The 25,006-nt window shown below is 59.3% G+C and carries 33 protein-coding genes; 14 read left to right on the top strand and 19 right to left on the bottom strand.

Annotation, left to right across the window (positions count from 1 at the left end; genetic code table 11):
* Nucleotides 1-45 precede the first annotated feature (45 nt).
* The 3 genes from ACR0CR_RS18850 (at nucleotide 46) to ACR0CR_RS18840 (ending at nucleotide 2,824) form a co-directional block, all read left to right on the top strand.
* Nucleotides 46-1,644, top strand: a complete 1,599-nt coding sequence (locus ACR0CR_RS18850; protein ID WP_480602162.1) for a phosphoenolpyruvate carboxykinase — start codon at nucleotides 46-48, stop codon at nucleotides 1,642-1,644.
* Nucleotides 1,645-1,957: 313 nt separating this feature from the next.
* Entirely contained in the window at nucleotides 1,958-2,248 is a 291-nt protein-coding gene (locus ACR0CR_RS18845) for a hypothetical protein (RefSeq protein WP_480602160.1), read from the top strand.
* 33 nt (nucleotides 2,249-2,281) lie between these two features.
* A complete protein-coding gene (locus ACR0CR_RS18840; protein ID WP_480602158.1) occupies nucleotides 2,282-2,824 on the top strand; it encodes a hypothetical protein in 543 nt (180 codons plus the stop codon).
* Nucleotides 2,825-2,828: 4 nt separating this feature from the next.
* Here the strand turns inward: ACR0CR_RS18840 and ACR0CR_RS18835 are convergent, their stop codons facing one another.
* Nucleotides 2,829-3,593, bottom strand: coding sequence for a sulfite exporter TauE/SafE family protein (locus ACR0CR_RS18835; protein ID WP_480602156.1), 765 nt, complete (start codon nucleotides 3,591-3,593; stop codon nucleotides 2,829-2,831).
* A gap of 144 nt (nucleotides 3,594-3,737) precedes the next feature.
* On the opposite strand from ACR0CR_RS18835, the gene ACR0CR_RS18830 reads away from it, so the two are divergent.
* The 3 genes from ACR0CR_RS18830 (at nucleotide 3,738) to ACR0CR_RS18820 (ending at nucleotide 6,619) form a co-directional block, all read left to right on the top strand.
* The gene (locus tag ACR0CR_RS18830; protein ID WP_480602154.1) at nucleotides 3,738-5,429 is read left to right on the top strand and encodes an acyl-CoA dehydrogenase family protein; all 1,692 of its coding nucleotides are present in this window, start codon (nucleotides 3,738-3,740) and stop codon (nucleotides 5,427-5,429) included.
* Between the two features lie 193 nt (nucleotides 5,430-5,622).
* Entirely contained in the window at nucleotides 5,623-6,177 is a 555-nt protein-coding gene (locus tag ACR0CR_RS18825) for a hypothetical protein (protein WP_480602151.1), read from the top strand.
* 49 nt (nucleotides 6,178-6,226) lie between these two features.
* On the top strand, nucleotides 6,227-6,619 hold the full coding sequence (locus ACR0CR_RS18820) for an META domain-containing protein (protein ID WP_480602148.1): 393 nt from the start codon (nucleotides 6,227-6,229) through the stop codon (nucleotides 6,617-6,619).
* On the opposite strand, the gene recO is transcribed toward ACR0CR_RS18820, so the two are convergent.
* The 13 genes from recO to folK form a co-directional block, all read right to left on the bottom strand.
* Nucleotides 6,603-7,328: a DNA repair protein RecO gene (gene recO / locus ACR0CR_RS18815; protein WP_480602145.1), complete on the bottom strand. Its 726-nt coding sequence runs from the start codon at nucleotides 7,326-7,328 to the stop codon at nucleotides 6,603-6,605. The two genes, ACR0CR_RS18820 and recO, sit on opposite strands and share 17 nt — an antisense overlap.
* Before the next feature lie 7 nt (nucleotides 7,329-7,335).
* On the bottom strand, nucleotides 7,336-7,926 hold the full coding sequence (locus tag ACR0CR_RS18810; protein WP_480602142.1) for a YrbL family protein: 591 nt from the start codon (nucleotides 7,924-7,926) through the stop codon (nucleotides 7,336-7,338).
* A gap of 139 nt (nucleotides 7,927-8,065) precedes the next feature.
* Entirely contained in the window at nucleotides 8,066-8,395 is a 330-nt protein-coding gene (locus ACR0CR_RS18805; RefSeq protein WP_480602139.1) for a DUF1491 family protein, read from the bottom strand.
* A gap of 55 nt (nucleotides 8,396-8,450) precedes the next feature.
* Nucleotides 8,451-9,359, bottom strand: a complete 909-nt coding sequence (gene era, locus ACR0CR_RS18800) for a GTPase Era (protein WP_480602137.1) — start codon at nucleotides 9,357-9,359, stop codon at nucleotides 8,451-8,453.
* A gap of 66 nt (nucleotides 9,360-9,425) precedes the next feature.
* Nucleotides 9,426-10,106, bottom strand: coding sequence for a ribonuclease III (rnc, locus tag ACR0CR_RS18795; protein ID WP_480602134.1), 681 nt, complete (start codon nucleotides 10,104-10,106; stop codon nucleotides 9,426-9,428).
* Nucleotides 10,103-10,939: a signal peptidase I gene (lepB, locus tag ACR0CR_RS18790; RefSeq protein ID WP_480602132.1), complete on the bottom strand. Its 837-nt coding sequence runs from the start codon at nucleotides 10,937-10,939 to the stop codon at nucleotides 10,103-10,105. The genes rnc and lepB overlap by 4 nt, the downstream gene beginning before the upstream one ends.
* Nucleotides 10,940-10,996: 57 nt before the next feature.
* Nucleotides 10,997-11,416: a holo-ACP synthase gene (acpS, locus tag ACR0CR_RS18785; RefSeq protein WP_480602130.1), complete on the bottom strand. Its 420-nt coding sequence runs from the start codon at nucleotides 11,414-11,416 to the stop codon at nucleotides 10,997-10,999.
* The gene (locus ACR0CR_RS18780) at nucleotides 11,413-12,036 is read right to left on the bottom strand and encodes a LysE family translocator (protein WP_480602127.1); all 624 of its coding nucleotides are present in this window, start codon (nucleotides 12,034-12,036) and stop codon (nucleotides 11,413-11,415) included. Before ACR0CR_RS18780 ends, acpS begins: the two co-directional genes overlap by 4 nt.
* On the bottom strand, nucleotides 12,033-12,779 hold the full coding sequence (locus tag ACR0CR_RS18775) for a pyridoxine 5'-phosphate synthase (protein WP_480602124.1): 747 nt from the start codon (nucleotides 12,777-12,779) through the stop codon (nucleotides 12,033-12,035). The genes ACR0CR_RS18780 and ACR0CR_RS18775 overlap by 4 nt, the downstream gene beginning before the upstream one ends.
* A complete protein-coding gene (locus tag ACR0CR_RS18770) occupies nucleotides 12,772-13,470 on the bottom strand; it encodes a DUF2062 domain-containing protein (protein ID WP_480602121.1) in 699 nt (232 codons plus the stop codon). Before ACR0CR_RS18770 ends, ACR0CR_RS18775 begins: the two co-directional genes overlap by 8 nt.
* 16 nt (nucleotides 13,471-13,486) lie before the next feature.
* Entirely contained in the window at nucleotides 13,487-15,619 is a 2,133-nt protein-coding gene (locus ACR0CR_RS18765) for a RelA/SpoT family protein (RefSeq protein ID WP_480602118.1), read from the bottom strand.
* Between the two features lie 26 nt (nucleotides 15,620-15,645).
* Nucleotides 15,646-15,999 (bottom strand): DNA-directed RNA polymerase subunit omega, encoded by a 354-nt coding sequence (gene rpoZ / locus ACR0CR_RS18760; protein ID WP_170356736.1) that lies wholly within the window; start codon nucleotides 15,997-15,999, stop codon nucleotides 15,646-15,648.
* A gap of 94 nt (nucleotides 16,000-16,093) precedes the next feature.
* The gene (folK, locus tag ACR0CR_RS18755) at nucleotides 16,094-16,663 is read right to left on the bottom strand and encodes a 2-amino-4-hydroxy-6-hydroxymethyldihydropteridine diphosphokinase (protein ID WP_480602116.1); all 570 of its coding nucleotides are present in this window, start codon (nucleotides 16,661-16,663) and stop codon (nucleotides 16,094-16,096) included.
* Nucleotides 16,664-16,801: 138 nt separating this feature from the next.
* Here folK and ACR0CR_RS18750 point away from each other — a divergent pair, with 138 nt between their 5' ends.
* From ACR0CR_RS18750 to ACR0CR_RS18720, 7 genes are all read left to right on the top strand, one after another.
* The gene (locus tag ACR0CR_RS18750; protein WP_480602114.1) at nucleotides 16,802-17,377 is read left to right on the top strand and encodes a LabA-like NYN domain-containing protein; all 576 of its coding nucleotides are present in this window, start codon (nucleotides 16,802-16,804) and stop codon (nucleotides 17,375-17,377) included.
* 190 nt (nucleotides 17,378-17,567) lie between these two features.
* Complete coding sequence (gene ispH / locus ACR0CR_RS18745; protein WP_480602113.1) at nucleotides 17,568-18,518, top strand: 4-hydroxy-3-methylbut-2-enyl diphosphate reductase; 951 nt, start codon at nucleotides 17,568-17,570, stop codon at nucleotides 18,516-18,518.
* Nucleotides 18,515-18,967, top strand: a complete 453-nt coding sequence (locus ACR0CR_RS18740) for a DUF3429 domain-containing protein (RefSeq protein WP_480602111.1) — start codon at nucleotides 18,515-18,517, stop codon at nucleotides 18,965-18,967. Before ispH ends, ACR0CR_RS18740 begins: the two co-directional genes overlap by 4 nt.
* A complete protein-coding gene (locus tag ACR0CR_RS18735) occupies nucleotides 18,964-19,548 on the top strand; it encodes a class I SAM-dependent methyltransferase (RefSeq protein WP_480602109.1) in 585 nt (194 codons plus the stop codon). Before ACR0CR_RS18740 ends, ACR0CR_RS18735 begins: the two co-directional genes overlap by 4 nt.
* A complete protein-coding gene (gene rnhA, locus ACR0CR_RS18730) occupies nucleotides 19,541-20,008 on the top strand; it encodes a ribonuclease HI (protein ID WP_480602106.1) in 468 nt (155 codons plus the stop codon). Before ACR0CR_RS18735 ends, rnhA begins: the two co-directional genes overlap by 8 nt.
* Nucleotides 20,005-20,628 carry a trimeric intracellular cation channel family protein gene (locus tag ACR0CR_RS18725; protein WP_480602103.1) on the top strand — a complete coding sequence of 208 codons (624 nt, stop codon included), beginning with the start codon at nucleotides 20,005-20,007 and terminating at the stop codon, nucleotides 20,626-20,628. Before rnhA ends, ACR0CR_RS18725 begins: the two co-directional genes overlap by 4 nt.
* A 22-nt stretch (nucleotides 20,629-20,650) precedes the next feature.
* Complete coding sequence (locus ACR0CR_RS18720) at nucleotides 20,651-21,253, top strand: COG3904 family protein (protein ID WP_480602101.1); 603 nt, start codon at nucleotides 20,651-20,653, stop codon at nucleotides 21,251-21,253.
* Between the two features lie 6 nt (nucleotides 21,254-21,259).
* Here the strand turns inward: ACR0CR_RS18720 and ACR0CR_RS18715 are convergent, their stop codons facing one another.
* Genes ACR0CR_RS18715 through def (ACR0CR_RS18695) form a run of 5 tightly spaced genes read right to left on the bottom strand, consistent with a single transcriptional unit; the run spans nucleotide 21,260 to nucleotide 23,667 of the window.
* Nucleotides 21,260-21,496 (bottom strand): GlsB/YeaQ/YmgE family stress response membrane protein, encoded by a 237-nt coding sequence (locus ACR0CR_RS18715; protein ID WP_480602098.1) that lies wholly within the window; start codon nucleotides 21,494-21,496, stop codon nucleotides 21,260-21,262.
* 1 nt (nucleotide 21,497) lies between these two features.
* On the bottom strand, nucleotides 21,498-21,734 hold the full coding sequence (locus ACR0CR_RS18710) for a hypothetical protein (protein WP_480602095.1): 237 nt from the start codon (nucleotides 21,732-21,734) through the stop codon (nucleotides 21,498-21,500).
* A 6-nt stretch (nucleotides 21,735-21,740) separates the two neighbouring features.
* The gene (gene fmt / locus ACR0CR_RS18705) at nucleotides 21,741-22,655 is read right to left on the bottom strand and encodes a methionyl-tRNA formyltransferase (RefSeq protein WP_480602093.1); all 915 of its coding nucleotides are present in this window, start codon (nucleotides 22,653-22,655) and stop codon (nucleotides 21,741-21,743) included.
* Between the two features lie 2 nt (nucleotides 22,656-22,657).
* Nucleotides 22,658-23,152, bottom strand: coding sequence for a peptide deformylase (gene def, locus ACR0CR_RS18700; RefSeq protein ID WP_480602090.1), 495 nt, complete (start codon nucleotides 23,150-23,152; stop codon nucleotides 22,658-22,660).
* A complete protein-coding gene (def, locus tag ACR0CR_RS18695) occupies nucleotides 23,149-23,667 on the bottom strand; it encodes a peptide deformylase (protein WP_480602088.1) in 519 nt (172 codons plus the stop codon). Before def (ACR0CR_RS18695) ends, def (ACR0CR_RS18700) begins: the two co-directional genes overlap by 4 nt.
* Nucleotides 23,668-23,761: 94 nt before the next feature.
* Between def (ACR0CR_RS18695) and ACR0CR_RS18690 the strand changes: the two genes are divergently transcribed.
* On the top strand, nucleotides 23,762-24,934 hold the full coding sequence (locus ACR0CR_RS18690) for a MalY/PatB family protein (protein WP_480602086.1): 1,173 nt from the start codon (nucleotides 23,762-23,764) through the stop codon (nucleotides 24,932-24,934).
* Nucleotides 24,935-25,006 lie beyond the last annotated feature (72 nt).

The following is a 25,006-nucleotide window of genomic DNA, read 5'->3' as shown; positions in this document are numbered from 1 at the left end:
CACCTCGGCCCACCCGCCGCCGCGCCGCCACAGGAGAAGACACACATGACATCTGGACGGGTTAACCCGCAATTCCGCCTCGAAGATCAGGGCATCGAGGGTCTGGGCAATGTCTATTACAACTACATGGAACCGGCGCTGATCGAAGAGGCGCTGAAGCGCAGCGAGGGCACCCTTGGCAATGGCGGGGCCTTTCTGGTCACCACCGGCAAGTTCACCGGCCGGTCGCCCAAGGACAAGCACGTCGTGCGCACCGACAGCGTGGCCGACCATATCTGGTGGGAAAACAATGCCGAGATGAGCCCAGAAGGGTTCGAAGCTTTGTATGTCGATATGCTCGAACATATGAAGGGCCGCGACTATTTCGTACAGGACCTCGTCGGTGGAGCTGATCCGACCTATTCGATCAACGTGCGCATGGTCACCGAACTGGCCTGGCACAACCTGTTCATCCGCCACCTGCTGCGCCGCCCGGATCGCGAAGATCTGGACGATTTCACCGCCGACTTCACGATCATCAACTGCCCGAGCTTTCAGGCCGATCCGGCCAAGCATGGCTGCAAGTCCGAGACCGTGATCGCCCTGAACTTTGACCGCAAGCTGATCCTGATCGGCGGAACCGAATACGCGGGCGAGAACAAGAAATCCGTCTTTACACTGCTGAACTACATGCTGCCCGAAAAAGGCGTGATGCCGATGCATTGCTCGGCCAACCACGCGGTCGGCAACCCGGTGGACACAGCCGTGTTCTTCGGTCTGTCGGGTACCGGCAAGACCACCCTTTCGGCTGACCCGGCGCGCATTTTGATCGGCGATGACGAACATGGCTGGTCCGATCGCGGCACCTTCAACTTTGAAGGTGGCTGCTATGCCAAGACCATCAACCTGAACGCCGAGGCCGAGCCCGAGATTTACGCGACCACCAGCAAGTTTGGCACCGTGATCGAAAACATGGTCTTTGATCCCGAAACCAAGGAACTGGATTTCGAAGATGATTCCCTGACCGCGAACATGCGGTGCGCCTATCCGCTGGAATATATTTCGAACGCGTCCAGCAGTGCGCTGGGGGGGCATCCCAAGAACATCATCATGCTGACCTGTGACGCGTTTGGCGTTCTGCCTCCGATCGCGCGGCTGACACCGGCGCAGGCGATGTATCACTTCCTGTCGGGCTTCACGTCAAAGGTTGCCGGGACCGAGCGTGGCATCACCGAACCGCAGCCCACATTCTCGACCTGCTTCGGCGCGCCCTTCATGCCGCGTCGCCCGGAAGAATACGGTAATCTGCTGCGCGACAAGATCGCCCAGCACGGCGCGACTTGCTGGCTGGTGAATACCGGCTGGACCGGCGGTGCCTATGGCGTTGGCAGCCGCATGCCGATCCGCGCAACGCGCGCGCTGCTGACGGCTGCTCTGGACGGGTCACTGCGCGACGCCGAGTTCCGAAAGGACGCCAATTTCGGCTTTGACGTGCCCGTGTCGGTTCCTGGCGTGGCCGAGGTTCTGCTGGACCCGCGCCGCACATGGGACGATCAGGCCGCCTTTGACACACAGGCTGAAAAGCTGGTGCAGATGTTTGCCGAGAACTTTGAGCAATACCTGCCGTTCATCGACGACGACATCAAAGCTGTCGCGATTGGATAATCCGCTGGGGGCGACAAGCCCCCGGCCCCTTCCGGCAACGCGTGTTCACATATTCTTAGGGCCTGCCAGAAAACCGTTGCGGCATGGCCCCTGTTCCTGTAGCCAATTCGGTCAGTGACGCGCTGCACACCCCGTAATTTTCGGGCGCGGTCGCGTCGCCGTCAATATTGGGTCGCGGGTTCGGGTTCTCTCACCCCCGTTATCGTGGCTCACGGATTAATGATTGAAGCCACTTGGGGATGAGTGTCTGCCTGAATCGCAATGTGGTACAATCGTGCCCGATACAGGTGGTCACAACAGCTACGGATACACCATGACTGAGATTTCGAAACTCACCGAATTGCGCAAACTGATGCAAAGCATGGAGCGCACACTGGGCCTTGAAGAACTGTCGCCCGTCGAAAAAGACATCTACTACGCCGCCGAAGAGCTTTCGAAATCAAGCCAAGAGGTTCGCACATTCGGGTTGATCGAACACACGCTGGTTCAAAGCGTATCGCGCCCAACCTTTTTTCGCGCCCTTAAGTCATTGGTTCAAAAGGGATATCTGTCGCAGAGCGGCAACGCCAACCGCGGACGGTATGTTGTAAATGCCCCCAGGTGACGCCGCAAATCTGCGCTGCGATGGCTGAGCATCGTGCGCAGGTGGGTCTCGGAAACCTTCTTCGCCTCGTTGGCCTATGTGGCTGCATCATTCCTTACTTTCGAGGTTCTGATGCCGCTGCAAAACGTATTCTTTCCTGAATACCCTAGCCGCGCGAGCCTTCTGTTCCTGCCGCATGGCGTTCGGGTGCTGTCGGCGTGGCTATTGGGATGGCGAGCGATATTTGCGCTTTTGCCCGGAGTTTTCATCGTCTTCGCCGTGCTCGGGGGCTGGGATGTGTTCCTGCCCAGCCGTCTGTTGGCCGTGTTCATCGCGGTCACCACTGTTCCGGCGGTCTTTTATGCCTGCAAGGCGCTGGGATGGGACCTGTTCCCCCGACCCGACCGAAAACCCTGCTGGGCTTGCATCATGGGCGTCGGAGTCGTGACTTCGGTTCTAGTATCGGCATTGACCAATCTGGCCTTTGGCAGCGCAACCGCCGAATATGTCGCCTATCTGATCGGAGATATCTCGGGCCTCTTTTTCCTGATGCTGGGGCTGCTGCTGGCCTTCCGCATCATGGAAAAACGCGGTTGACGGCTTAGCCAAACACCCCGCGCCGCAACAGGTTCGCTCCGGCAATCAGCAAGACCAGAAGGGTCAGTTTGCGAAACTGGTCCTGATCGATCCGGTCCTGCAGCAGCAACCCGCCCCACATCCCGACAACAGCCGGAGGCACCAACAGCGCCGAAAACACCGCCGTTTCCGCGCGCAGAATGCCAGACCCCAGATGCGCCACGACCAGCGCAACCGAACCCAAACCGTAGATGACGCCCTGCACCCGCATCTGTTCTCGCTTTGGGGTGTTGAGCGCGGTCAGGTAAGCCACGGTGGGCGGACCCCAGACGCCCGAGATGCCACCGACAAATCCCGCAACCGCTCCGACCGCAGCCTCAACCCGAAAGGACGGGGCCCGCAGTGTCAGACGCAACCCCAACAGCTGTATCAGCGCAAAGAACGAAACAGGAAGGCCGATGACCAACAGAAAACTCTTGGCGGAAAGCACGGTCACCAACTGGGCGCTGGCGAATAAAAACATCACCCCGACGGCCAGAAAGACACGAAACCGCCGTATCGACGAGATCGCGGCGGGCACGCCTTCGCGCAGGGCCTGCAAACCGTTCGTCACGAGGGTCGGCAGGATCAGCCCCGCCAGCGCCAGTTCAGGCGGCAGCATGATGCTCAGCCCCGAGACCAGCACCATGGGCATGGCGAACCCAACCATGCCTTTGATCCAGCCCGCAACAAATGCAACGGCCAACGCCAGATAGAATTCCTGCGGAGACATGAGCGAAAACAGGGCCATATCGCTTTCATATCATCGGTCAGGTTTTCTGCATCGCAAAAACGTCACGGCAATTTTCGAACTTTTCTAAGCGTTCATACGTATTTTTGTTGCGCTGCATGTGCAGCATGATATGACCAGACGACCCCAGAAAGGACGCACTTCATGGCCCATGACGGACAGGATATGACGAACATGACCCAGCCCGCAGTTTTGCCCGACCTACTGACTCTGACCGCTGCCGCACTGCCCGCGGTGGAAACTGTCTTTTCTCGTGCCCGCGACTCGGTGCGGGACATGGTCTCGCAAGATGGCAAGGTATCCGGCGCGCTGATCGAGGCGCACCAAACCGCGGCGCACGGGTTTGCATGGCTGGCCACTTACCACCAGTCCCTACAGCAGATGCAACGCTGGGCTGAAGCTCTGCAAACTGATGGCAAGTTCGGCGAGATGGAGCAATTGCTGCACCAGATCGCGTTTGGCGAATACCTGCACCAGATCGCGGGCGGCATCCCGATGAACCAGGGAGAGGTTGTGCGCCTGCAGGATCTGGGCCTGGGCTGGGACGCCTTGTCGGGCTTTCAGTGCTCGGAAGTGCAGACCCTTATGGCGCAAGCCAACTCTCAGGCGGCCCGCACGCGGTTGGTTGAGCTGATGGAGGATCAGGCGGGTGCTACCATGTTTGGTGCCTCGGGGCTGGACGAAGAGCTTGAGATGATCCGCAACCAGTTCCGCCGCTACGCGCAGGAAAAGGTCGAACCGAACGCGCATGAGTGGCACCTGAAAGATGAATTGATTCCGATCGAAATCATCGAGGAGCTGGCCGAAATGGGCGTTTTCGGCCTGACCATCCCCGAAGAGTTCGGCGGATTTGGCCTGTCCAAAGCCTCGATGTGTGTGGTGTCGGAAGAGCTTTCGCGCGGCTACATCGGCGTCGGCTCACTGGGCACCCGGTCCGAGATCGCTGCCGAGTTGATCATCGCGGGCGGCACGGACGAACAGAAGGCCAACTGGCTTCCGAAACTCGCCAGCGCTGAAATTCTGCCAACCGCCGTGTTCACCGAACCCAACACCGGGTCCGACCTTGGCAGCCTGCGCGCCCGCGCGGTCAAGAATGCCGATGGTGACTACGAGATCACCGGCAACAAGACCTGGATCACCCATGCGGCGCGCACCCATGTGATGACCCTGCTGGCACGCACCAACCCGGACACCACCGACCACCGCGGCCTGTCGATGTTCCTCGCCGAGAAGACGCCGGGCACCGATGAAAATCCCTTCCCCACCGAAGGCATGACCGGCGGCGAGATCGAGGTTCTGGGCTATCGCGGTATGAAGGAATACGAACTGGGGTTTGACGGCTTCAAGGTCAAAGGCGAGAACCTTCTGGGCGGCGAGGAAGGCAAGGGCTTCAAGCAACTGATGGAGACCTTTGAGTCTGCCCGAATCCAGACCGCCGCGCGCGCCATCGGCGTGGCGCAAAGCGCGCTGGATATCGCGATGCAATATGCACAGGATCGCAAGCAATTCGGCAAATCGCTGATCAACTTCCCCCGTGTGTCGGGCAAGCTGGCGATGATGGCGGTTGAGATCATGATCGCGCGGCAATTGACCTATTTCTCGGCCTGGGAAAAGGATCACGGGCAGCGCTGCGACCTTGAGGCCGGCATGGCCAAGCTGTTGGGCGCGCGCGTGGCCTGGGCGGCTGCGGATAACGGACTGCAAATCCACGGCGGCAACGGGTTTGCGCTGGAATACAAAATCAGCCGCGTTCTGTGTGACGCGCGCATTCTCAATATTTTTGAAGGGGCTGCCGAAATTCAGGCACAGGTCATCGCCCGGCGCTTGCTGAGCTGACCTGTTTTTTGGCAATCCTGTTTCCCCAACTTGACCCGGCGCACGCGCCGGGTCTTTTTTTTCTGCTCGGAGCTTTGCGTGGCCGTTGCGTTCCAGCCTAAGCCATGACCTGCCGCCCCCCAAACTTCCCCCTATCCCCCCGCCCCGAATGCCGTTAGATCACGCCCCAAAGAGCAACGAGCGGCAGAGCAGTATGACCCGACATTTTCTTGGCCTCCTGGCGGTACTTGCGGCGCTGGTTCTCACCGCGTGCGCACCGCCCATGCCGACAGCCAGTCAGGGCGATATCGACGAACTTGCGATGGCAATCCGGTCTCTTAGCCCCGACGTCGACCCCGCCGAGGCACAGCGGGCCGCTGATATCGCCTATACCTATTCGCAGCACCTCGCGCAGGAATGGCAGGTCACCGATCCTGCGATCATCCACAATGCCAAGGTGATCAACGGTTTTCGCGAGTATGGCCTGTGCAATGACTGGGCTGAGGCGATGACCACACGCTTGCGGGCAGAGGATTTCCGCACCCTCGATCTGCATTGGGCAACTTCGCCGCCAACGCCGTTCCGGATTATTCACCACTCGGCCTTGATCAGCGCAAAGGGCGCGTCGATGTATGACGGCATCATCCTTGACCCCTGGCGCGACAGCGGTGCGTTGGTGTGGGCGCCCACGCGCGACGACACCCGGTACAATTGGCGACCCCGTCTGGAGGTGCGAGAGCAACTGCTGAGCGGTGAATTGGATTTCTAATGTCCTCGCGCCGGTTCCACACGCGCGCGAATCTGGTTAGGACGCTGACATGACACGTCTGATATTTATCCTGCCGATGATGGCCCTGTTCCAATGCAACACGGACGAATCCGTTGCTGCCTACGGCTCTTCAGATCGCACTTGGGTATTGCAGGAAATCGACGGTCAGCCCTTCGAGTCCAGCGCGCTACTCCAATTCCCCGAAGATGGTACGATCGCTGGCAACGGCCCCTGCAACAGCTACTCGGGAACACTGAACGCTCCATATCCGTGGTTCGAGATACAGGACCTGACGGCGACCCGTGCCGCGTGCGCTGGTCTTGAGGCGGAAGGCATCTACTTTGCCGCCCTTTTGGCGATGACCCAATCCGAAGTCTCAGGCGACGTGCTGATCCTACGTAATGACGCCGGGCATGAAATGGTGTTCAAAGCCGCCGAGTGAATTGCTCGACAAACCGCTCACGCGCCTCGGGCAAAGGGTTGTGGCCCAGCGATGGGGCAAGCCGGTGGTGCAGAAAGTATCCGGTGGTCGTGAACGCTGCGGCGACCTCGTCATCGTCGCCCTGTCCCTCCCCTTTCAGGCAGGGCGTCAGCGGCAAGAGTTTGTCTGACCAGTCCCCGGCCCCCTCTGCGCTGACCGCGCGCCCTGTCTTGGGAGAAACATATACCAACCCTTCCTTGGCTCCGGTGACGGCGCATTGGCCAAGGTCGAGGCCGAAACCCAACTCTTCCAGCAAGGCAAGCTCCCAGCGCAGATAGGCCAGCGGCCAGATGTCATCCTGACCAAGCAGGTCCATCAACTGTTCTGTGCGCCTGTAAAGGTCCGGATGCGACTGGCGTTCTGGCATCGCAAACGACAGCAATGAGACGACCGCATTCAAACCGGCCAATGCCAAACGCCCCGAAAACGCAGCCGCTGCCCGAGACCGCAGGGGTTCTACCTGAAACGTGCCGATATGCTCCTCAAGCCGCGCGCGCCACAGCACATCCAGCTGTGCGCCCGGCTGCAGGATCGGCGCAATCTTGCGGCTGGTGCCGCCGCGCACGACCCCGGCGTGACGACCATGAGACTGCGTGAAAACTTCGATGATGGCCGCCGTCTCTCCGTGGCGGCGGGAGGTCAGCAGGATGCCCTGATCACGCCAGTCCACACCGGGCCTATATCGCCATCATGCGCTTGCGCCGACGCGACGAAGACAGACGAAACGCCCAATCGCTGATCAGGGTCAACGGCAACAGTATTCGCTCACCTGCGCCATCGATGACAACGAGCTTGCCGCCACGTTCCTGCGCACGCACAATATTCTGGCGGCTGATGTCGCCGACGATGATCCGGCCGTTTTCGAGATCGGTCAGCAGTTCATCCAGCTCATTGATCAAGGCCTCGCGACCCGGAGTACCTTTGGGAAACTGACGCAGTTCCTCGGTGAAAGTCCGGGCCAGATCGCCGTCCGGTCCGGTCATCTTTTCAACCGCAATGGCCGGCCCTTCCGACGTTTGTGCATAGCCGTAGAACCCGGCCAATCGTTCGATTTCCGGGCACCCCCGGCTCATGGCCGACAAGTATTCATTGGCCTCACGCTGCCACTGGCGCAGGTTGCCATATCGATAGGTCGCGTATCGTTTAAAGAACTTTTTCTTTGGCTTGTCGGTGCGCACTTTCAACAGCGCGCCTTCAAGCTGCGGGTGATCATAGATCTTGTAGTTCCGGCTGGCCCTGAGCGGCGTATGATTGCTGAGGTCGATCATCGTTTCACCCTATCTCTGCGAGGCGCACCGCATCCCGCGTCAGCGGGCAGCCTTTGTGAAACAGGCCCGCCCAAGTATCCCTGGTGAATATGTGAGAGCAGTCATGCCTTGCAACCCCAAAGCGTGTTCTGGCCTGCGCTCACTCCAGGCCTTCTTCGCCCAGCAGATGACGCCCCTGACGGTCTTCGACTTCGATCACCCAGAGATCGGGGTCGAAACTGCGTTGGCGTTGAATGGCCTGATCCACCTCGGTCTCCGGGCCACTGGACAGCTCCACCCAGCTGCGCGCGCCGCTCAGGAGATCAAAACTGCGTTGAAAGGCCATTGCGTGCCCGTCGAGCGTGTTCAGCTTGACCAGCACCGCACCTGCTGTGTCATCCCCATGTGCCACCACAAAGGCCGGAATTTCCTGAAATCGCAAGCGCGCCAGATAGGCATGAACCCAAAATTGCGCCGTCAATCGGGTCATGGCCGCGTCCTTAACACCAGCGCCAAGAATTTTCGTCGAAAATTCTTCACCCGTGTCATGCGTTACCGTCTTTGAAATCCAGTCCCATTTCCGAATAGCGTTCGGATTCTTCCAGCCAGTTGGGCCGCACCTTGACCTGCAGGAACAGATGAATCTTGCGATCCAGAAATTCCTCAAGCTCAGCACGTGCCGCCTGGCTGACCGCCTTGATCGTCTCGCCGCGTTTGCCCAGCACGATCCCCTTGTGGCCGTCGCGCATGACATAGATGACCTGGTCAATCTTTGCCGAACCATCCTTGCGCTCTTCCCAGTTTTCGGTCTCGACCGTAAGCTGATACGGCAGCTCCTGATGCAAGCGCAGGGTCAGCTTCTCACGCGTCATTTCAGCTGCGATCATGCGTAGCGGTAAGTCGGCAATCTGGTCCTCGGGATAGAGCCACGGACCTTCCGGCAATTCCGAAGCCAGCCAGGCCCGCAAATCGTCGACCCCATGCCCCTTTTCGGCAGAGATCATGAAAGTTTCCGCGAAGGGATAGCGCGCGTTCAGATCGCTGGTCAGAGCCAAAAGCTTCTCGGATGGCACCTTGTCGATCTTGTTGATCGCCAACGCGATCTTGCGACCCTGCCCAATTTCTTCCAGCCCTTCAAGAATGCGCTCAACACCTTCGGTGATCCCGCGATGCGCCTCGACCATCAGCACGACCACATCAGCATCCGCCGCCCCGCCCCACGCTGCGGCCACCATGGCACGATCCAGGCGACGGCGGGGTTTGAACAGGCCTGGCGTGTCGACGAACACAAGCTGCGCATCCCCCTCCATCGCCACGCCGCGAATGCGCGCGCGTGTTGTCTGCACCTTATGCGTCACGATCGAGACCTTGGCCCCGACCATGCGGTTCAGAAGGGTGGATTTGCCCGCGTTGGGCTCTCCGATCAGGGCAATAAATCCGGCGCGTGTGGTCATGGGTGTTGCGTTCCTATTAGCAAGTGCGCACCCCTATAGCAGAATGATGTCACGGGCCAGAGGGATTTATCCAGACACCTGATCCAGCAAAGCTTTTGCCGCAGCCTGCTCTGCTTGCCGCTTGGACCCCGCCGTGGCCTGAGCTTTGGAGCCGTCCTGCAATCGGGCAGCGATGGTAAAAACCGGCGCATGGTCGGGGCCACTGCGCTTCACTTCGACATAGGACGGCGGCTTTTGCCCGCGCGCCTGCGCCCATTCCTGCAATGAGGTCTTGGCGTCACGCGCGTCAGCCTCGACATTGTGGATGCGGTTGCCCCAAAGGTTCAGGATGACGTCGCGCGCGGCCTCAAAACCTGCGTCGCGATAGATTGCAGCAATGACCGCCTCCATTGCATCCCCCAGCAAAGCCTGTTTGCGGCGGCCACCTGACAGCATCTCGGACCGGCCCAGTTTCAGCACCGCACCCAGATCAATCTGACGGGCCACGTCCGCACAGGCCTCTTTGCGGACCAGGGCGTTGAATCGCGGTGCCAATTGGCCTTCCGACGCGTTCTTGTCTGCTTCCAGTAGCGCAGTCGCCATCACCAGACCCAACACACGATCGCCCAGAAACTCCAACCGCTGGTTGTCGGGGCGCGTCGGCGAAGACACCGACCCGTGGGTCAACGCGCGCACCAACAGTTCGGGGCTTGAGAAGTCATACCCCAACCGTTGCTGAAAGGCCTTTATGTCAGCCGATAGTTTCAATTCACCGCCTTGAAATACCGATCACTGCGCCACGTCCAGAAGAACAGCATCGAGCGACCGGAGGATGAGAACATGATGCGGTCCGCGCGCCCGATCAGGTCTTCGTAGGGCACATACCCGACCCCACCCGCCGATTGCGGCAGACGGCTATCGGCCGAGTTATCCCGGTTATCGCCCATGAAAAAATACTCGCCCTCGGGCACAACATAGACGCCTGTGTTGTCCGAGCCCTGATTGGCGATGTTGAGCACCTCATACGACACGCCATTCGGCAAGGTTTCGATGAAGCGCGACTTCTCACATGCCCCGCCAATGCCCACCGGCCCGTTTTCGCAGCGCGGGCGCAATCCCTGGGGACCCTGTGGCGCTGCAACCTCGGTGAAAACGCCATCTGGTTCTTGTGGAACCGCGGTACCGTTCAGGATGATTTGACCATTGCGCACCTGCACGCGGTCTCCGGGCAGGCCAATCAGACGTTTGATGTAGTCCCGCCCTGTAACAGGGTGCCGGAAAACGATGACGTCGCCGCGTTCCGGATCACCGCCGAACAGACGTCCGTTATCCCCCTGCATCCATCCGCAGATATCTTCGGCGTCGACATTCAAACCGACGCTGGGAATGACCAGGCTTGGGCACGACGCGTAAGAATAACCATAGGCCATCTTGTTGACGAACAGGAAATCCCCGATCAGCAGTGTGGGCTTCATCGACCCGGATGGAATCCAGAACGGCTGAAAGAACAGAGTGCGGAAAACGCCCGCGATCAGCAGGGCATAGACGATGGTTTTGATCGTCTCCCAGACGGCGTTTCCTGATTTGGCTTCCTCGGCCATACTGCTCTCCGGTCCTTGGTTTGTTGGGGTGCTACATGCGGGGCGGACGGGGCCGAGTCAAGGCTGCGCGGGCCCATCGTGAAGCGGCCGCGCCTCGATCACCACAAAGGCCTGGGCCCAGGGGTGATCGTCGGTCAGGGTGACGTGGATGATCGCTTCATGCCCCTCGGGCGTCATCTCGTTCAAGCGTTCCGCCGCCCATCCTGTCACATGCATAACGGGCTGGCCGGTACGCAGGTTCGTAACGGCCATATCCTTCCAGGCGATGCCCATACGCAGACCCGTACCCAGCGCCTTGGAGCACGCCTCTTTCGCGGCCCAGCGCTTGGCATATGTGCCCGCAGTGTCGTGACGCCGTTCAGCTTTGCGCTGTTCGATATCGGTGAAAACTCGGTTCCGGAACCGGTCGCCAAATCGGTCAAGAGTGCCCTGAATGCGTTCGATATTCGCGAGGTCGGTGCCGATGCCCAGGATCATGACAGGCGCACAGTCAGGATCTTGTAGCTTGCAAAACCGAAGAACCCGGCAAAAGCCAGGTCGAACCCGCGTCGGGCGCGACGGTAAGCCCTAACCATTCGTTCTGACGAAAACAGAAACGCATATCCTATGAAGATGAACAGCGAGCCTGCATAGAGCAGGGCGAAATACGTCAGCAACGTTGAAAGGCTGGCGTCATTCGGAGCAACAATTGCGTAGATCGACCCCCAACTCAGTATCGCTTTCGGATTGGTCAGGTGGATCGCCGCACCTTTCGCAAAAATGGTTGCCAGAGAACCAGTTACAGGATTTCCCAGCACCACTTCACTTGAGGTCATGGCACGCCGCAACGCCTTGATAGCCAACCAACCAAGATACGCGACGCCAACATAGCGGATAATCTCAAACACCCACGCATTCGCCAGCATGATTGCGGACAGGCCCAGTGCCGCAGCTATTCCCCACGCAGCTGATCCTGCGCAAATGCCCAAAGCGAACACCAACCCCGAACGGCGTCCTTCGTTCATTGCTGTTCCGGCTATGCCCATTGTTGCAGGTCCCGGTGAACCGCCAGCCATGATCCACGCAAGCCAAATTGCCACAAAGCCTGTGGTCATCATGAGCGCGCCTCATCCATCAGCCGCCGCATCTCGGCAATGGCCGGCGTCAGGCCGCGGAAGATGGACTCGCCGATCAGGAAGTGCCCGATGTTCAGTTCGCGCACCTCAGGGAAGGCCGCCACCGGTTGCACTGTGTCGTAAGTCAAACCATGCCCCGCGTGGACCTCCAGCCCCAATGAATGCGCAAAAGCAGACATCTCGCGCAGGCTTTCCAACTCGCGCGCGGCCTCCTCCATGTGACCTTCGGCGAAAGCGTCGCAATAGGCACCCGTGTGAAGCTCAATCACCTGAGCGCCAATGCGGTGGGCAGCCTCGATCTGACGTTGGTCGGCGGCGATGAAGATGGACACCCGGCACCCGACCTCGCGCAAAGGTGCAATGAAATGGGCTAGCTTGTTTTCCTCGCGCGCGACCTCCAGCCCGCCTTCGGTCGTCCGTTCCTCGCGCTTTTCAGGGACGATGCAGACGGCGTGCGGTTTGTGACGCAGGGCGATCTGCTGCATCTCGGGTGTGGCGGCCATCTCAAAGTTCAGGGGCACCGACAGAACGTCCATCAGCCCGTCGATGTCAGCGTCCGAGATATGGCGGCGATCCTCACGGAGATGCGCGGTGATACCATCGGCCCCGGCTTCTTCGGCCAGTTTCGCGGCGCGAAGAGGGTCGGGATATGCCCCACCCCGCGCGTTGCGCACAGTCGCCACGTGGTCGATATTCACGCCCAGACGCAGGAGATGGTCAGCCATCGCTTGGTTCCTTCTTATGCCCTTGAACAGAGCCTAGGTTATTCATCGGAGAAACGGCAGCGTTAGATTCCGCCAAACGTTTGATTTCCTCAAACTTCGCCTTGATCTTGGCTCGGCGGCGCTGCTGGTACTTCCGGATCAATGGAAGGCTGAGATAGGCGCAGATCACACCCGCCAAAATACCCGGAAGAACGCCGCCCACCATGTAAGGAAAAAACACCTCGTCATAGAAGACCTCAAGCCCGTGCCAGTCCGCAACGCGATCCGTGAACATCGCCAGGACATTATCCTTCAGATCCCCAATTGCGTCAGCAAACTTACCCATCAGGCCGTGGGTATCGCCTTGGCGAAACTCGGTTCCAAGAATGAAATGTCCGGTTTGCAGACTGATCACACCGATCGGGACATATGTCAGAGGGTTGCCGAAGAAAGTACCGCTGAGCGCGGCCAGAATATTACCGTTGAACAGGCGGGCACAAATTGCCGCGACCACGAAATGGAGCCCGTAAAACGGAGTGAACGCAGCAAAAACCCCAGCCCCGATTCCGCGCGCGATGCGTTCGGGTGTGTCCGGCAATCGGCGGACGCGGTGTTTGACATAGTGAAAGGCGCGGGTCCATCCGCCACGGGGGTAGACGAATTCAGATGCGATCTGGACAGGCGAGCGTCGATCTCGGCGCTTGAAAACCACTCCTGATCACCCTTTCTCAGCCTGCCGCGACTGCGGCTTTGGACCGGTCCCTGTAACGCTCGACCGCGGCCACGTCGCTTTCGGCCTCAAGCATCAGCATCAGTGAATGCAATTGCTCAAGGTCGCGCAGTTCGACATTGATCATCAACCGGTAAAAATCCGGTTTGCGGTCAACAAATTCGAGGTTGGAGATATTCGCCTTTTTCTCGCCGATCAATGTGCAAATACGCCCCAGCACACCGGCATCATTTCCGATCGTCAGGTCAATTGTCGCACTATAAACCGCTGGGTGAGTACCCGAGTGCCAATGCAGATCAACCCAGCGGTCGGGCTCGTTTTCGAACTCGGTCAGGCGGTCGCAGTCAATGGCGTGAACAACCACCCCCTTGCCGCGATACGTTATGCCCACGATGCGTTCACCTGGCAGAGGTTGGCAGCACGGTGCCCGGTCAAATTTTTGCCCCGGCTCCAAGCCGATCACCGCCCGCCTCAGAGGAATGGCATCGCCCTCGTCCTGGGCCAACTCAGGGTAAACGGCGCTGACAACCTCATGCGCCGTCAATTCCGCGCTGCCCAGTCGGGCCAACAACTCGTGCCGGTCCGATAGACGCAGGTGTCTGGCCGCGGTATCCAACGCTTTGTCGGTGGCTTTGCGACCGACATTCTCGAACCCGGACCGCGCCAGTTCCTTACCCAGTTTGATAAAGCGTTCGCGGTCTACTTCGCGCAACGCGCGACGGATTGCTGTACGGGCCTTGCCGGTGACCGCGATCTCGAGCCACGTCACCTGCGGAGTCTGGCCGTCAGCGGTAATAATGTCCACGGATTGCCCGTTCTTGATCCGGGTCCAGAGCGGCACGCGAATGCCGTCCACTTTCGCCCCGACGCAGGCATGCCCGATGCGTGTGTGGATGGCATACGCAAAGTCAATCGGCGTCGCCCCGCGCGGCAGCTTCACCACGTCCCCTTTGGGCGTAAAGCAGAAGACCTGGTCGGAATACATCTCAAGCTTGACCGCTTCGAGAAAATCCTCGTGATCGTCTTCGCTGTCGAACTGTTCCGTCAGGTTCGCAATCCACTTGGCCGGGTCCACGGCAAAGGGGTTTTCTGATCGCACACCGTCCCGATATGACCAATGCGCCGCCACGCCAGTTTCGGCCACATCATGCATCTGGCGGGTGCGGATCTGAACCTCTACCCGTTTGCCGTCACGGCCCGAAACAGTGGTGTGGATCGAGCGATAGCCGTTCGATTTCGGCTGGCTGATATAGTCCTTGAACCGCCCTGGCACTGCGCGCCAGCGTTGGTGAATTGCGCCGAGCGTCCGATAACAATCTTCCTCGGTCTGTGTGATGATGCGGAATCCATAGATGTCGGACAGGCGGGAAAAGCCTTGGTCCTTTTCCTGCATCTTTCGCCAGATCGAATAGGGTTTCTTGGCGCGGCCAAACACCTCGGCCTCAATCCCGGCCTTTTCCAACTCGTGTCGCATGTCACCGGTGATGCGATGGATCACGTCGCCGGTTTCGCGTTGCAAGGTAATGAAACGGCGAATGATCGACTGGCGCCCTTCTGGGTTCAAGACGCGGAAGGCGAGGTCTTCCAGTTCCTCGCGCATCCATTGCATACCCATGCGGCCCGCAAGCGGCGCGTAGATATCCATCGTCTCGCGCGCCTTGACGACCTGCTTTTCGGGGCGCATCGCCTTGATGGTTCGCATGTTGTGCAGACGGTCGGCAAGCTTGACCAGAATAACCCGCAGGTCCTTGGACATGGCCATGAACAGCTTTCGGAAGTTTTCCGCCTGTTTGGTCTCGCGGCTGGACAGCTGAAGATTGGTCAGCTTGGTGACGCCATCAACCAGCTTGGCAACCTCGTCCCCGAAAAGTTCGGACACCTTGCCGTAGTTGGCCTTGGTGTCTTCGATCGTGTCATGCAACAGAGCGGTAATGATCGTCGCATCATCTAGACGCTGTTCGGTCAGGATGGCGGCAACGGCAACGGGATGGGTAAAATAGGGCTCGCCGGAATGGCGAAACTGCCCGTCATGCATTTGGCTTCCGAACTCATAGGCCCGGGCGATGCGGTCAGCATTTGTCTTGGGGTTGTAGTTGCGGACCAGCGCAATCAGGTCATCAGAAGAGATCATGCGGTCCGCACCTTCGTTTTTGGGGCTTACCCCTGGCCTTGGGCCTCCATCAGAGCGCGCAGCAGCTTTTCTTCGGACATGTCATCATCGGCTGGTTTGTCCGATTCCGCACCCATCAGCAGCGCCATCTGGTCTTCTTCCGGCTCGTCAACCTCGATCTGGGTCTGGTTGGCCTCAATCAGACGCTCGCGCAGCTCATCAGCGCTCTGGGTTTCATCCGCGATTTCACGCAGGGACACGACCGGATTCTTGTCGTTATCACGATCCACGGTGATCGCCGCACCAGCGGAAATCTCACGCGCACGATGGGCGGCAAGCATCACCAGTTCGAACCGGTTTTGTACCTTGTCTACGCAATCTTCTACCGTCACGCGGGCCATTGGGCGCTCTCCGTTTCTGAATCCATGTCAGGAAGAGGTTTATCTAAGGGCGAATCCCCGCCTTGACAAGCAGGAAATGCTGCAAATGCACCGATCACAAAGGAGTGACGGCGGCAATATCCTCTGCGGGCAAGTCACGGATCATTTCACGGACGGTTTTGTTTAGTTCCGGATGCAACCAATCAGGCGCAACGTCAGCCATCGGAACCAGAACAAAGGCCCGATCCTGCAGCCGTGGATGCGGCAGGATCAATTGATCAGGCGCGACTTTTGTCTGTTCTTCATATGGAAGCGCCTGCCACCGCCGGTATTCCTGCACATCCGGCGACACAAGATCACCACGACACACCAAATCCAGATCAAGTGTCCGCATACCCCAACGCTGCGCACGAGCCCGACCGAACGTCTGCTCGATGTCGTGCAGAACCGTCAAAATGCCCGTGGCGGACAAGTCCGTTTCGATAAGGGCTGCGGCATTGACATAGTCCGGGCCAGCACCTTCCGGGAAACACGGCGTGGCGAAAAATCGGCTTTGCGCGCGAATCACCAGCCCTGCCTCGCTCATCGCCGAAAGTGCTTGCCGAAGAGTGTCGGCGGGTCCGTTTCCTCTCAGGCTGAGATTTGCCCCTAGGGCAACTACTGTCCCGGAAGGTGATTTGATCATATTTTCACTCACATCAGCATCAGAGAATACTTGCGATTAAGCCTAAAAGACCTATCTTAGGGACACCATTGCGCTGAACATTTTTTCTTCACTCACGGATATCACGGGTGCGATGGCTAATACCGGAAGGACCTATTTATGTTTTATAAGGACGAACGGCTAGCGCTGTTCATCGACGGCTCGAATCTTTATGCCGCCGCCAAAGCTCTGGGGTTTGACATCGACTATAAGTTGCTGCGTCAGGAATTTATGCGCAGAGGCAAACTGCTTAGAGCTTTCTACTACACAGCGCTACTGGAAAATGACGAGTATTCCCCGATCAGACCTCTGGTCGACTGGCTGCATTACAATGGCTTCACCATGGTCACCAAGCCAGCGAAGGAATACACCGACAGCATGGGGCGTCGGAAAGTCAAAGGAAACATGGACATCGAGTTGACCGTCGACGCCATGGAACTTGCACCACGCGTGGATCATATTGTGCTGTTCTCGGGCGATGGGGATTTCCGTCCGCTGATTGCCAGCCTGCAGCGTCAGGGCGTGCGGGTTTCGGTTGTTTCGACAATCCGCAGCCAGCCGCCGATGATCTCGGATGAATTGCGCCGCCAGGCGGACAACTTCATCGAACTGGAAGACCTGCGCGACGTTATCGGACGACCGCCGCGTGAAGTGCCCGTCGAGCCACGCAGCGTCGCGGCCGCAGGTGGACATTGATATCCGGTCACTCACTACCGGGGAAGAAATTGGCGCGATCAGGATTCACCACCCTGACCGCGCTTTTTTTGAAAAGTAACAGGTGCTGAAACACCTATTGGCTAGCACTGATTCATGTCAGATCAATGACGAGGTCCTGTCTGGACCAAGGCCGTGAAAAGACTTACCTGTGGCCCATGGAGATCGAGACATGACCAAACCGCCCCTGACCCTCTACCTTGCCGCCCCGCGCGGGTTTTGCGCCGGCGTGGATCGGGCAATCAAGATCGTCGAAATGGCGCTGCAGAAATGGGGCGCGCCCGTCTATGTGCGTCACGAGATCGTTCATAACAAATTCGTCGTCGATGGGCTGCGCGAGATGGGCGCGGTGTTTGTCGAGGAGCTGGACGAATGCCCTGATGACCGCCCGGTGATCTTCTCGGCCCATGGTGTGCCAAAATCCGTTCCTGCGACCGCGGCACAGCGCGAGATGATCTATGTTGATGCCACCTGTCCGCTGGTGTCCAAGGTTCACGTCGAGGCGCAGCGCCACTCCGATGCCGGTCTGCAGATGATCATGATCGGCCACAAAGGCCACCCCGAGACCATCGGCACCATGGGCCAGCTGCCCGAAGGCGAGGTGTTGCTGGTCGAAACTGTCGAAGATGTCGCTACCGTTGAGGTCCGCGATCCGGACAGGTTGGCCTTTGTAACGCAGACCACCCTGTCGGTTGACGACACCAAAGACATTATCGCAGCACTTGAGGCCCGTTTCCCCGCAATCGTCGGCCCACACAAGGAAGACATTTGCTACGCTACAACAAACCGGCAGGAGGCTGTCAAAGCGGTGGCACCCAAATCGGATGCCTTGTTGGTCGTCGGTGCCCCGAACTCGTCGAATTCGCGCCGTCTGGTCGAAGTCGCCAAACGCGCCGGGTGCGATTATGCCCAACTCGTCCAGCGCGCGACCGAGATTGACTGGAGGGCGCTTGACGGCATCTCAAGCGTCGCATTGACTGCAGGCGCCTCGGCCCCCGAAGTGCTTGTGAACGAAGTCATCGACGCCTTCCGCGATCACTACGACGTGACGGTTGAGAAGGTCGAAACCGCCGTCGAGAACGTCGAGTTCAAAGTGCCCCGCGTCTTAAGGCAACCCGCATGAGCGGCATCCCCCGCGTACCACTTCTGCTCGGCCTTGCGGGGTTGATTCCGTTCATCTGGGGCGCGCTGACCTATTTGAATGGCGACCTGAACGACTGGGGCAGGCAAGCGCTGGGGTCGCGATTTGTAGGGCCCTACATCCAACTGTTTTATGGCTCGGTCATCCTGAGTTTCATGTCTGGTGTGCTATGGGGCTTTGCCACCAAAACATCGGGCAGCAAGGCGGCAATTTGCTATACTTTGTCAGTGCTGCCTGCGCTCTGGGCTTTTTTCAAAACCGGTGGCGGCCCCGTCAATGCGGGCACCAATCTGATGTGGGGGTTCGCCGGATTGTTCGTGCTGGATGCGGTGTTCGCCTATTGGCGTTTGACGCCTGTCTGGTGGATGCGACTGCGGACGTTACTGACCGCCATCGTCCTGGCCTGCCTTGCTGTCGGAGTTTACCTGTGACCGATTCCAAAACGATCGATGCCTACACCAACAACGTGGGCGAATACCTCAAGGTGCCTTTGCCCCCCGAACAGCTTGAGGCGCGTCAGGCCTTTGTGGATGCAGTTGGGCAAGGCCATGTGCTGGACCTGGGCTCGGGGCCTGGATCGGACAGCACCTTTTTCCTGCGCCAGGGCCTGACGGTTCGGGCGCTGGACGCGACGCCAGCCTTTGTTGAATACGCGCGCGGCATTGGTGTTGATGCTCATCTGGGCACGTTCGACGACCTCACCGAGGTGGCAGAATACGATGGTGTCTTTGCCAGCTTTTCTCTGCTGCATGCCCCACGGGAGGATTTCCCCCGTCACCTCGCGGCAATCCACCGCGCGTTGAAACCCGCTGGCATCCTGTTTCTGGGCCTGAAACTCGGCACCGGACAGCATCGCGACCATCTGGACCGTTTCTACACCTATTTCTCGCAACCCGAGATCGAAGAGGCGCTGACTGAATCGGGGTTTGCCATCGACAACATCACCACCGGTATGGGCAAGGGATTGGCCGGGTCTTACGACGGGTTCATTCTGGTGCTCGCCCATGCCTGAGCTGTTTGCTTATACGGACGGCGCGTGCTCGGGCAATCCCGGCCCGGGCGGTTGGGGTGTACTGCTGCGCGCGATGGAAGGGGACAAAGTCCTGAAAGAGCGTGAGCTCAACGGCGGCGAGGCCGAGACGACCAACAACCGTATGGAGTTGCTGGCCGCGATCAGTGCGCTTGAGACATTGGACCGGGCCTCGAAAATCACGGTGGTCACCGACAGCGCTTATGTAAAGAACGGCGTCACTGGCTGGATTTTCGGTTGGAAGCGCAACGGCTGGAAAACCTCGAACAAGAAACCGGTCAAAAATGTCGATCTGTGGCAGCGACTGGACGAAGCCCAAACACGCCATGACGTGACATGGGAATGGGTCAAAGGTCATGCGGGTCACCCTGAAAACGAAAAGGCGGACGAATTGGCCCGCGCTGGCATGGCACCGTTCAAACCCAAAAAGGCACAAGCGTGACCTGGCTGGCGCTGCTGGACTATGGATCGGTTCTTGTCTTTGCGCTGACCGGCGCTTTGGTGGCCAGCCGGGCGCAGCTTGATCTTGTCGGTTTTGCGTTTGTCGCCAGCCTGACAGCGGTCGGAGGCGGCACAATTCGCGATCTGCTACTGAACCGGCATCCGGTCTTCTGGATCGGCCAACCTGACTATATTCTGATCGCCGCCGGAGCTGCCGTGTTGGTGTTTTTCAGCGCGCATCTGGTGGAAAGCCGTTACAATTGGCTGGTCTGGCTGGACAGTTTCGCGCTGTCCATCGCAGTCGCCGCAGGAACAGGTGCGGCGTTGTCGCTGGGCCAACCCGGTCTGATCGTCGTTCTGATGGGCATCACCACCGGCTGCCTCGGCGGCCTGATGCGCGACGTGGTTTGCAATGAGGTTCCATTGGTGCTGAAACAGGGTGAGCTTTACGTCACTTGCGCTTTCGTTGGGGCACTGGCCGCTGTCGCCGCAACGCGCCTTGGGTTCGAAGACTTGGTGGCGCTCGCGGCGTGTGCCCTGATCTGTTGGGCGCTGCGTGCCGGATCGCTACTGTTCGGCTGGAGACTGCCGGTTTACAAAAGCCGACCGCCTCGGCAATAGGGACAGAACGACGGATATTTTGATGACCCTCCGACTTCCATTTCTGACCACGGCGCTTTTGCTCGTGGCGGCATGCACAGATCCCTACGCCCCCGTCAGCTTTACGGCACAAGGGGACCGGATTGTTGCTGCCGGAACGATCGACCACACAACACTTAGCGCGTTTGAAGAGGTCATTGCGGCGAATCCCAACATCAAGACACTGGTTCTTCAGAACATCGAAGGCTCAGTGGACGATGACTCGAATGTGGTTTTTAGCCGAGTGGTCCGCGAAGAAGGGTTCGACACCATTGTGCCCTCGGACGGGTTGGTGGCTTCGGGCGGAACAGACCTGTTTCTGGCGGGCAACCGGCGCGTGTTGGAGCCCGGTGCCTGTGTCGGTGTCCACAGCTGGGGCGGGGGTGGTTACGTTGCCGCGGAACTGCCCGAAGACCATCCCGAACACGATCGGTATCTCGACTATTTCGCCGATATCGGTGTGGACCCGGCGTTCTATTGGTTCACGCTGGACGCCGCACCCGAGGATGAGATGCATTGGGTCACGTCGGCAGAGGCCAACAGTTTTGACATGACGACCCGCCAAGCGCCCGCTTTGGGATCACCGGACGTGTGCGACGCGCGATAAAGACGCTCAGCGCCGCAGATAGGTCTGCCAGATCCAGATCACCAGCAAGGCGCCCAGAACTGCGCCCACGAATCCCGAGAGCCAACCCGCAACGGTGATCAGGGCGCGCAGAAGAAAGCCACCAACCAGAGCGCCGACAATACCGATCAGCATCGTTGTCGGGATGTCCGCCTCGATCCGCATCAATCGGGTGGCCAGAAATCCAGCGGCAGCGCCGATGATGATAAGGACAACAACGGGCATGTCATTTCCTCCAATGGGTTGGCACAATGATCAGTGCGCCGATCGAGGACAGCACCGCATCCAGACCCGGCGGGCCAAAGCTGATACCGAACATGATGCGGACGAAATAGAACAGGAAAGCCCCGCCCACGCAAATGATGATCGCTGGCAGGTAGCCGTTATGGGTAAAGCCTGTCTTCTCGGACAGATAGCCCACAATCCCGGCGATCACGACGGTGCCCATCAGGATCATGAACATCTGGCTTTACTCCGAAGACAGGCGCGTACCGACCGGGATGGGCCAGCCCCGCAGAAAGGTTTCTCTATCCTGCGCGCCTTTGCCCGCCCTTTGCAAGCGCAGCAACTCAACTGCGCCTTCACCACATGCCACGCGCAGGTGGTCGTCCAGAACTTCGCCCGGTATGCCCTGCCCTTCGGCCAAGCGTGAGGCGAGGAGTTTGATCCGGTCTCCTCCGACTTCGGTCCATGCGCCGGGGAACGGAGACAGCCCCCGGATGTGCCTGTCGACCTCAATGGCGGGGGCCGACCAGTCGACCCGTGCCTCGGATTTGTCGATCTTGGCGGCGTAGGTCACACCGTCCTCGGGCTGCGGTTCCGGCGTCAGGTCGGGAAGGTTTTTCAACGCTTCAACGATCAGCCGGGCACCCATATCAGACAAGCGGTCATGCAGTTGCGCGGTGGTTTCCTCGGCTTCAATATCGGTCGCTTCGCGCAGCAGAACCGGGCCGGTATCCAGCCCGGCCTCCATCTGCATGATGCAGATGCCGGTCTGCGCATCACCGGCCATGATCGCCCGGTGGATCGGAGCCGCTCCGCGCCAGCGCGGCAACAGGCTGGCGTGGATGTTCAGACACCCGTAAGCGGGCGCGTCCAGTATGGGTTGCGGCAGGAGCAAGCCATAGGCGACAACCACCGCGATATCAGCGTTCAGCGCGGCAAAGCGCGCCTGTTCCTCAGGTGATTTCAGCGAGGTCGGGTGGCGCACCTCAAGGCCCAGCGCCTCGGCCCGTGCGTGCACCGGCGTCGGTCGATCCTTCTTGCCGCGCCCGGCGGGGCGTGGCGGCTGGCAATAGACGGCGGCGACCTCATGCCCGGCCTCGACCAGCGCATCCAGCACCGGCACCGAGAAATCAGGCGTTCCCATAAAGATGACGCGCATCGCTATCCCTGTTTCTTTGCCTTGCGCAGCAGCATGTCGCGTTTGACCTTGCTGAGCCGGTCGAAATACATCCGACCGTTCAGATGATCGATCTGATGCTGCACGCTTGTGGCCTCGACCCCGACGAAATCCCGGCGATCAATGATGCCATGTTCGTTCAGGTACTTTACCGTGACGGCCCGAGGGCGTTTCACCTTGGCCGAGACGCCTGGAAGATTGGGGCTGGCCTCGTCATGTTCGCGCAGTTCGATGGAACTGTGCAGAATTTCCGGGTTTGCCAAACGAATAGCCCGCCCGCGTTCGGTTGAACCATCGACAACCGCCAGCCGCAGCATGACACCGATCTGGGGGGCGGCGAGGCCAACGCCCGGCATCGCCTCCATCGTGTCAATCATGTCGTCCCAAATGGCGCGGATAGCGTCCGTGATTTCCGAGACATCTTCGGCCTTGGTGCGCAGGCGCTTGTCAGGCCATGGCAGGCAGGTCCGCACCGTCATGCGCGCGCCTGCTCTCGCTTGAGCTTTTGCATCTTGCGGGTGATCATCTGCCGCTTGAGCGGTTTGAGGTAGTCGATGAACAGCTTGCCGTTCAGATGATCGATCTCGTGCTGCACACAGGTCGCCCAGAGATCATCAAAGGTTTCCTGCTGCAGATTGCCATCGCGATCCATCCATGTGACATCCACCACCTTGGGGCGCGTCACCTCGGCATATTGCTCGGGGATCGATAGGCAACCTTCTTCATAAACATTCGTCTCATCCGAAGACGCAATGACCTCGGGGTTGAACATCACCAAGGGGCGCGGCGTTTCGCCTTCTTCTTTGACGCAATCCACCACGATCAGCCGATCCAGAACGCCGATCTGAGGGGCCGCGAGCCCGATGCCAGGCGCGTCATACATCGTCTCCAGCATGTCGTCGGCCAGCTTGCGCAACTCGTCGGTGATGTCGGCCACCGGCGCGCAGACCTTTTTCAGGCGGGGATCGGGATGGATCAGAATATTGCGTTTCATGAGGTTGATTTAGGCGATCCCGCCCCCTACCGCAACGCCCCCCTTGCACCCGCCGAAATTGCGACTAGCTTTCGTCGCGACAGATGGAGATGACATGACCTTCAACGACCTAATTGACCGCCGGGGGACCAACAGTTCAAAATGGGACAAGATGGAACAGCTCTATGGCGTTTCACCCAAAGACGGGTTGGCCATGTGGACCGCCGATTCCGACTTTCCAACGGCACCTTGCGTGATCGATGCGGTGCGTCGGGCGGCTGAACATGGCGTGTTCGGCTATTCCTGGACGCACCCGGATTATCTGGCATCAGTCCAATGGTGGATGAAGAACCGCCACGGGTGGGAGGTTGACACGGATTGCGTTCTGACGTCGCAGGGGCTTGGCAATGCGATTGCGCTTTGCCTGGATGTCTGGACCGAACCCGGCGATGGGGTTGTGATTTTCACACCCGTTTATCACGAGTTTGCCCACAAGGTGAACAAAACGGGCCGCAAGGTTGTCGAATGCCCGCTGATGCGGGATGGTGCCACCTATGTTCTCGATCTGGATGATGCACAGGCGCGGCTGGACGGATCGGAAAAGATGTTGCTGTGGTGCTCGCCTCAGAACCCTTCGGGTTGCGTCTGGACCGCTGATGAGTTGCGTGCGGTGGCAGCCTTTGCGGAACGCAACGGGTTGATCCTGGTATCGGACGAAATTCATCACGATCTGGTCTATCCGGGCAGCACATTTGTTCCTATGGACGTGGCCGCGCCCGATGCTCGACCTTGGACGGTGACGCTGACGGCGGCCTCTAAAACGTTCAACATTGCGGGGCAGCGGACCGGAAACATGATCATCCCCGACCCAAAGCTGCGGGCCGCGATGCGTCACCGGATACAGGCGCTGGACTATGATCCCAGTGCGTTGGGCGTGGCGATGATCACTGCGGCTTACTCGCCTGAAGGGGCCGCTTGGGTCGATGCGCAGATCGCGCATTTGGACGACAACCGGCGACTCTTCGACGCGTCAATTGCGGACATCCCGGGCCTGTGGTCCATGCCCTTACAGGCGACCTATCTGGCCTGGGTCGATTTCTCGGGCACCGGGATGGACCACGACGAATTCGTGCGCCGACTGCGGCAAGAGGCGCGCATCGCCACATCGCCTGGCCCTGGTTTCGGCACCGGCGGAGAAACGTTCGAGAGGTTCAATCTCGCAACCCAACGCGGACGGGTCGAGGAAGCCTGTGCAAGATTGAAACAAGCCTTTGCGGACTTGCAATAGATCGGCTGGAACACTCGCCAAGTCACATTGGCGAGTTGTCCTATGCCATGACCGTTGGTTCGAAACCCAGTG

The organism is Ruegeria sp. AM2 (genome assembly GCF_056540685.1).
The sequence above is the reverse complement of the archived record's forward strand: the minus strand, read 5'-3'. Positions and strand labels throughout refer to the sequence as shown.

Excerpts from the sequence above, each read along its gene's own strand:
- ACR0CR_RS18690 (WP_480602086.1), top strand. The coding sequence starts at position 23,762 with ATGACCTTCAACGACCTAATTGACCGCCGGGGGACCAACAGTTCAAAA.
- folK (WP_480602116.1), bottom strand. The coding sequence starts at position 16,663 with ATGATCAAATCACCTTCCGGGACAGTAGTTGCCCTAGGGGCAAATCTC.
- def (WP_480602090.1), bottom strand. The coding sequence starts at position 23,152 with ATGACGGTGCGGACCTGCCTGCCATGGCCTGACAAGCGCCTGCGCACC.
- rnhA (WP_480602106.1), top strand. The coding sequence starts at position 19,541 with ATGCCTGAGCTGTTTGCTTATACGGACGGCGCGTGCTCGGGCAATCCC.
- def (WP_480602088.1), bottom strand. The coding sequence starts at position 23,667 with ATGAAACGCAATATTCTGATCCATCCCGATCCCCGCCTGAAAAAGGTC.
- ACR0CR_RS18765 (WP_480602118.1), bottom strand. The coding sequence starts at position 15,619 with ATGATCTCTTCTGATGACCTGATTGCGCTGGTCCGCAACTACAACCCC.
- ACR0CR_RS18740 (WP_480602111.1), top strand. The coding sequence starts at position 18,515 with ATGAGCGGCATCCCCCGCGTACCACTTCTGCTCGGCCTTGCGGGGTTG.
- ACR0CR_RS18820 (WP_480602148.1), top strand. The coding sequence starts at position 6,227 with ATGACACGTCTGATATTTATCCTGCCGATGATGGCCCTGTTCCAATGC.
- ispH (WP_480602113.1), top strand. The coding sequence starts at position 17,568 with ATGACCAAACCGCCCCTGACCCTCTACCTTGCCGCCCCGCGCGGGTTT.
- ACR0CR_RS18830 (WP_480602154.1), top strand. The coding sequence starts at position 3,738 with ATGGCCCATGACGGACAGGATATGACGAACATGACCCAGCCCGCAGTT.
- ACR0CR_RS18850 (WP_480602162.1), top strand. The coding sequence starts at position 46 with ATGACATCTGGACGGGTTAACCCGCAATTCCGCCTCGAAGATCAGGGC.
- ACR0CR_RS18845 (WP_480602160.1), top strand. The coding sequence starts at position 1,958 with ATGACTGAGATTTCGAAACTCACCGAATTGCGCAAACTGATGCAAAGC.
- lepB (WP_480602132.1), bottom strand. The coding sequence starts at position 10,939 with ATGGCCGAGGAAGCCAAATCAGGAAACGCCGTCTGGGAGACGATCAAA.
- ACR0CR_RS18710 (WP_480602095.1), bottom strand. The coding sequence starts at position 21,734 with ATGTTCATGATCCTGATGGGCACCGTCGTGATCGCCGGGATTGTGGGC.
- fmt (WP_480602093.1), bottom strand. The coding sequence starts at position 22,655 with ATGCGCGTCATCTTTATGGGAACGCCTGATTTCTCGGTGCCGGTGCTG.
- ACR0CR_RS18835 (WP_480602156.1), bottom strand. The coding sequence starts at position 3,593 with ATGGCCCTGTTTTCGCTCATGTCTCCGCAGGAATTCTATCTGGCGTTG.
- ACR0CR_RS18825 (WP_480602151.1), top strand. The coding sequence starts at position 5,623 with ATGACCCGACATTTTCTTGGCCTCCTGGCGGTACTTGCGGCGCTGGTT.
- era (WP_480602137.1), bottom strand. The coding sequence starts at position 9,359 with ATGACCACACGCGCCGGATTTATTGCCCTGATCGGAGAGCCCAACGCG.
- ACR0CR_RS18750 (WP_480602114.1), top strand. The coding sequence starts at position 16,802 with ATGTTTTATAAGGACGAACGGCTAGCGCTGTTCATCGACGGCTCGAAT.
- ACR0CR_RS18715 (WP_480602098.1), bottom strand. The coding sequence starts at position 21,496 with ATGCCCGTTGTTGTCCTTATCATCATCGGCGCTGCCGCTGGATTTCTG.
- ACR0CR_RS18805 (WP_480602139.1), bottom strand. The coding sequence starts at position 8,395 with ATGACCCGATTGACGGCGCAATTTTGGGTTCATGCCTATCTGGCGCGC.
- rpoZ (WP_170356736.1), bottom strand. The coding sequence starts at position 15,999 with ATGGCCCGCGTGACGGTAGAAGATTGCGTAGACAAGGTACAAAACCGG.
- ACR0CR_RS18775 (WP_480602124.1), bottom strand. The coding sequence starts at position 12,779 with ATGGCTGACCATCTCCTGCGTCTGGGCGTGAATATCGACCACGTGGCG.
- ACR0CR_RS18810 (WP_480602142.1), bottom strand. The coding sequence starts at position 7,926 with ATGATCGACCTCAGCAATCATACGCCGCTCAGGGCCAGCCGGAACTAC.
- acpS (WP_480602130.1), bottom strand. The coding sequence starts at position 11,416 with ATGATCCTGGGCATCGGCACCGACCTCGCGAATATCGAACGCATTCAG.
- ACR0CR_RS18780 (WP_480602127.1), bottom strand. The coding sequence starts at position 12,036 with ATGATGACCACAGGCTTTGTGGCAATTTGGCTTGCGTGGATCATGGCT.
- ACR0CR_RS18720 (WP_480602101.1), top strand. The coding sequence starts at position 20,651 with ATGACCCTCCGACTTCCATTTCTGACCACGGCGCTTTTGCTCGTGGCG.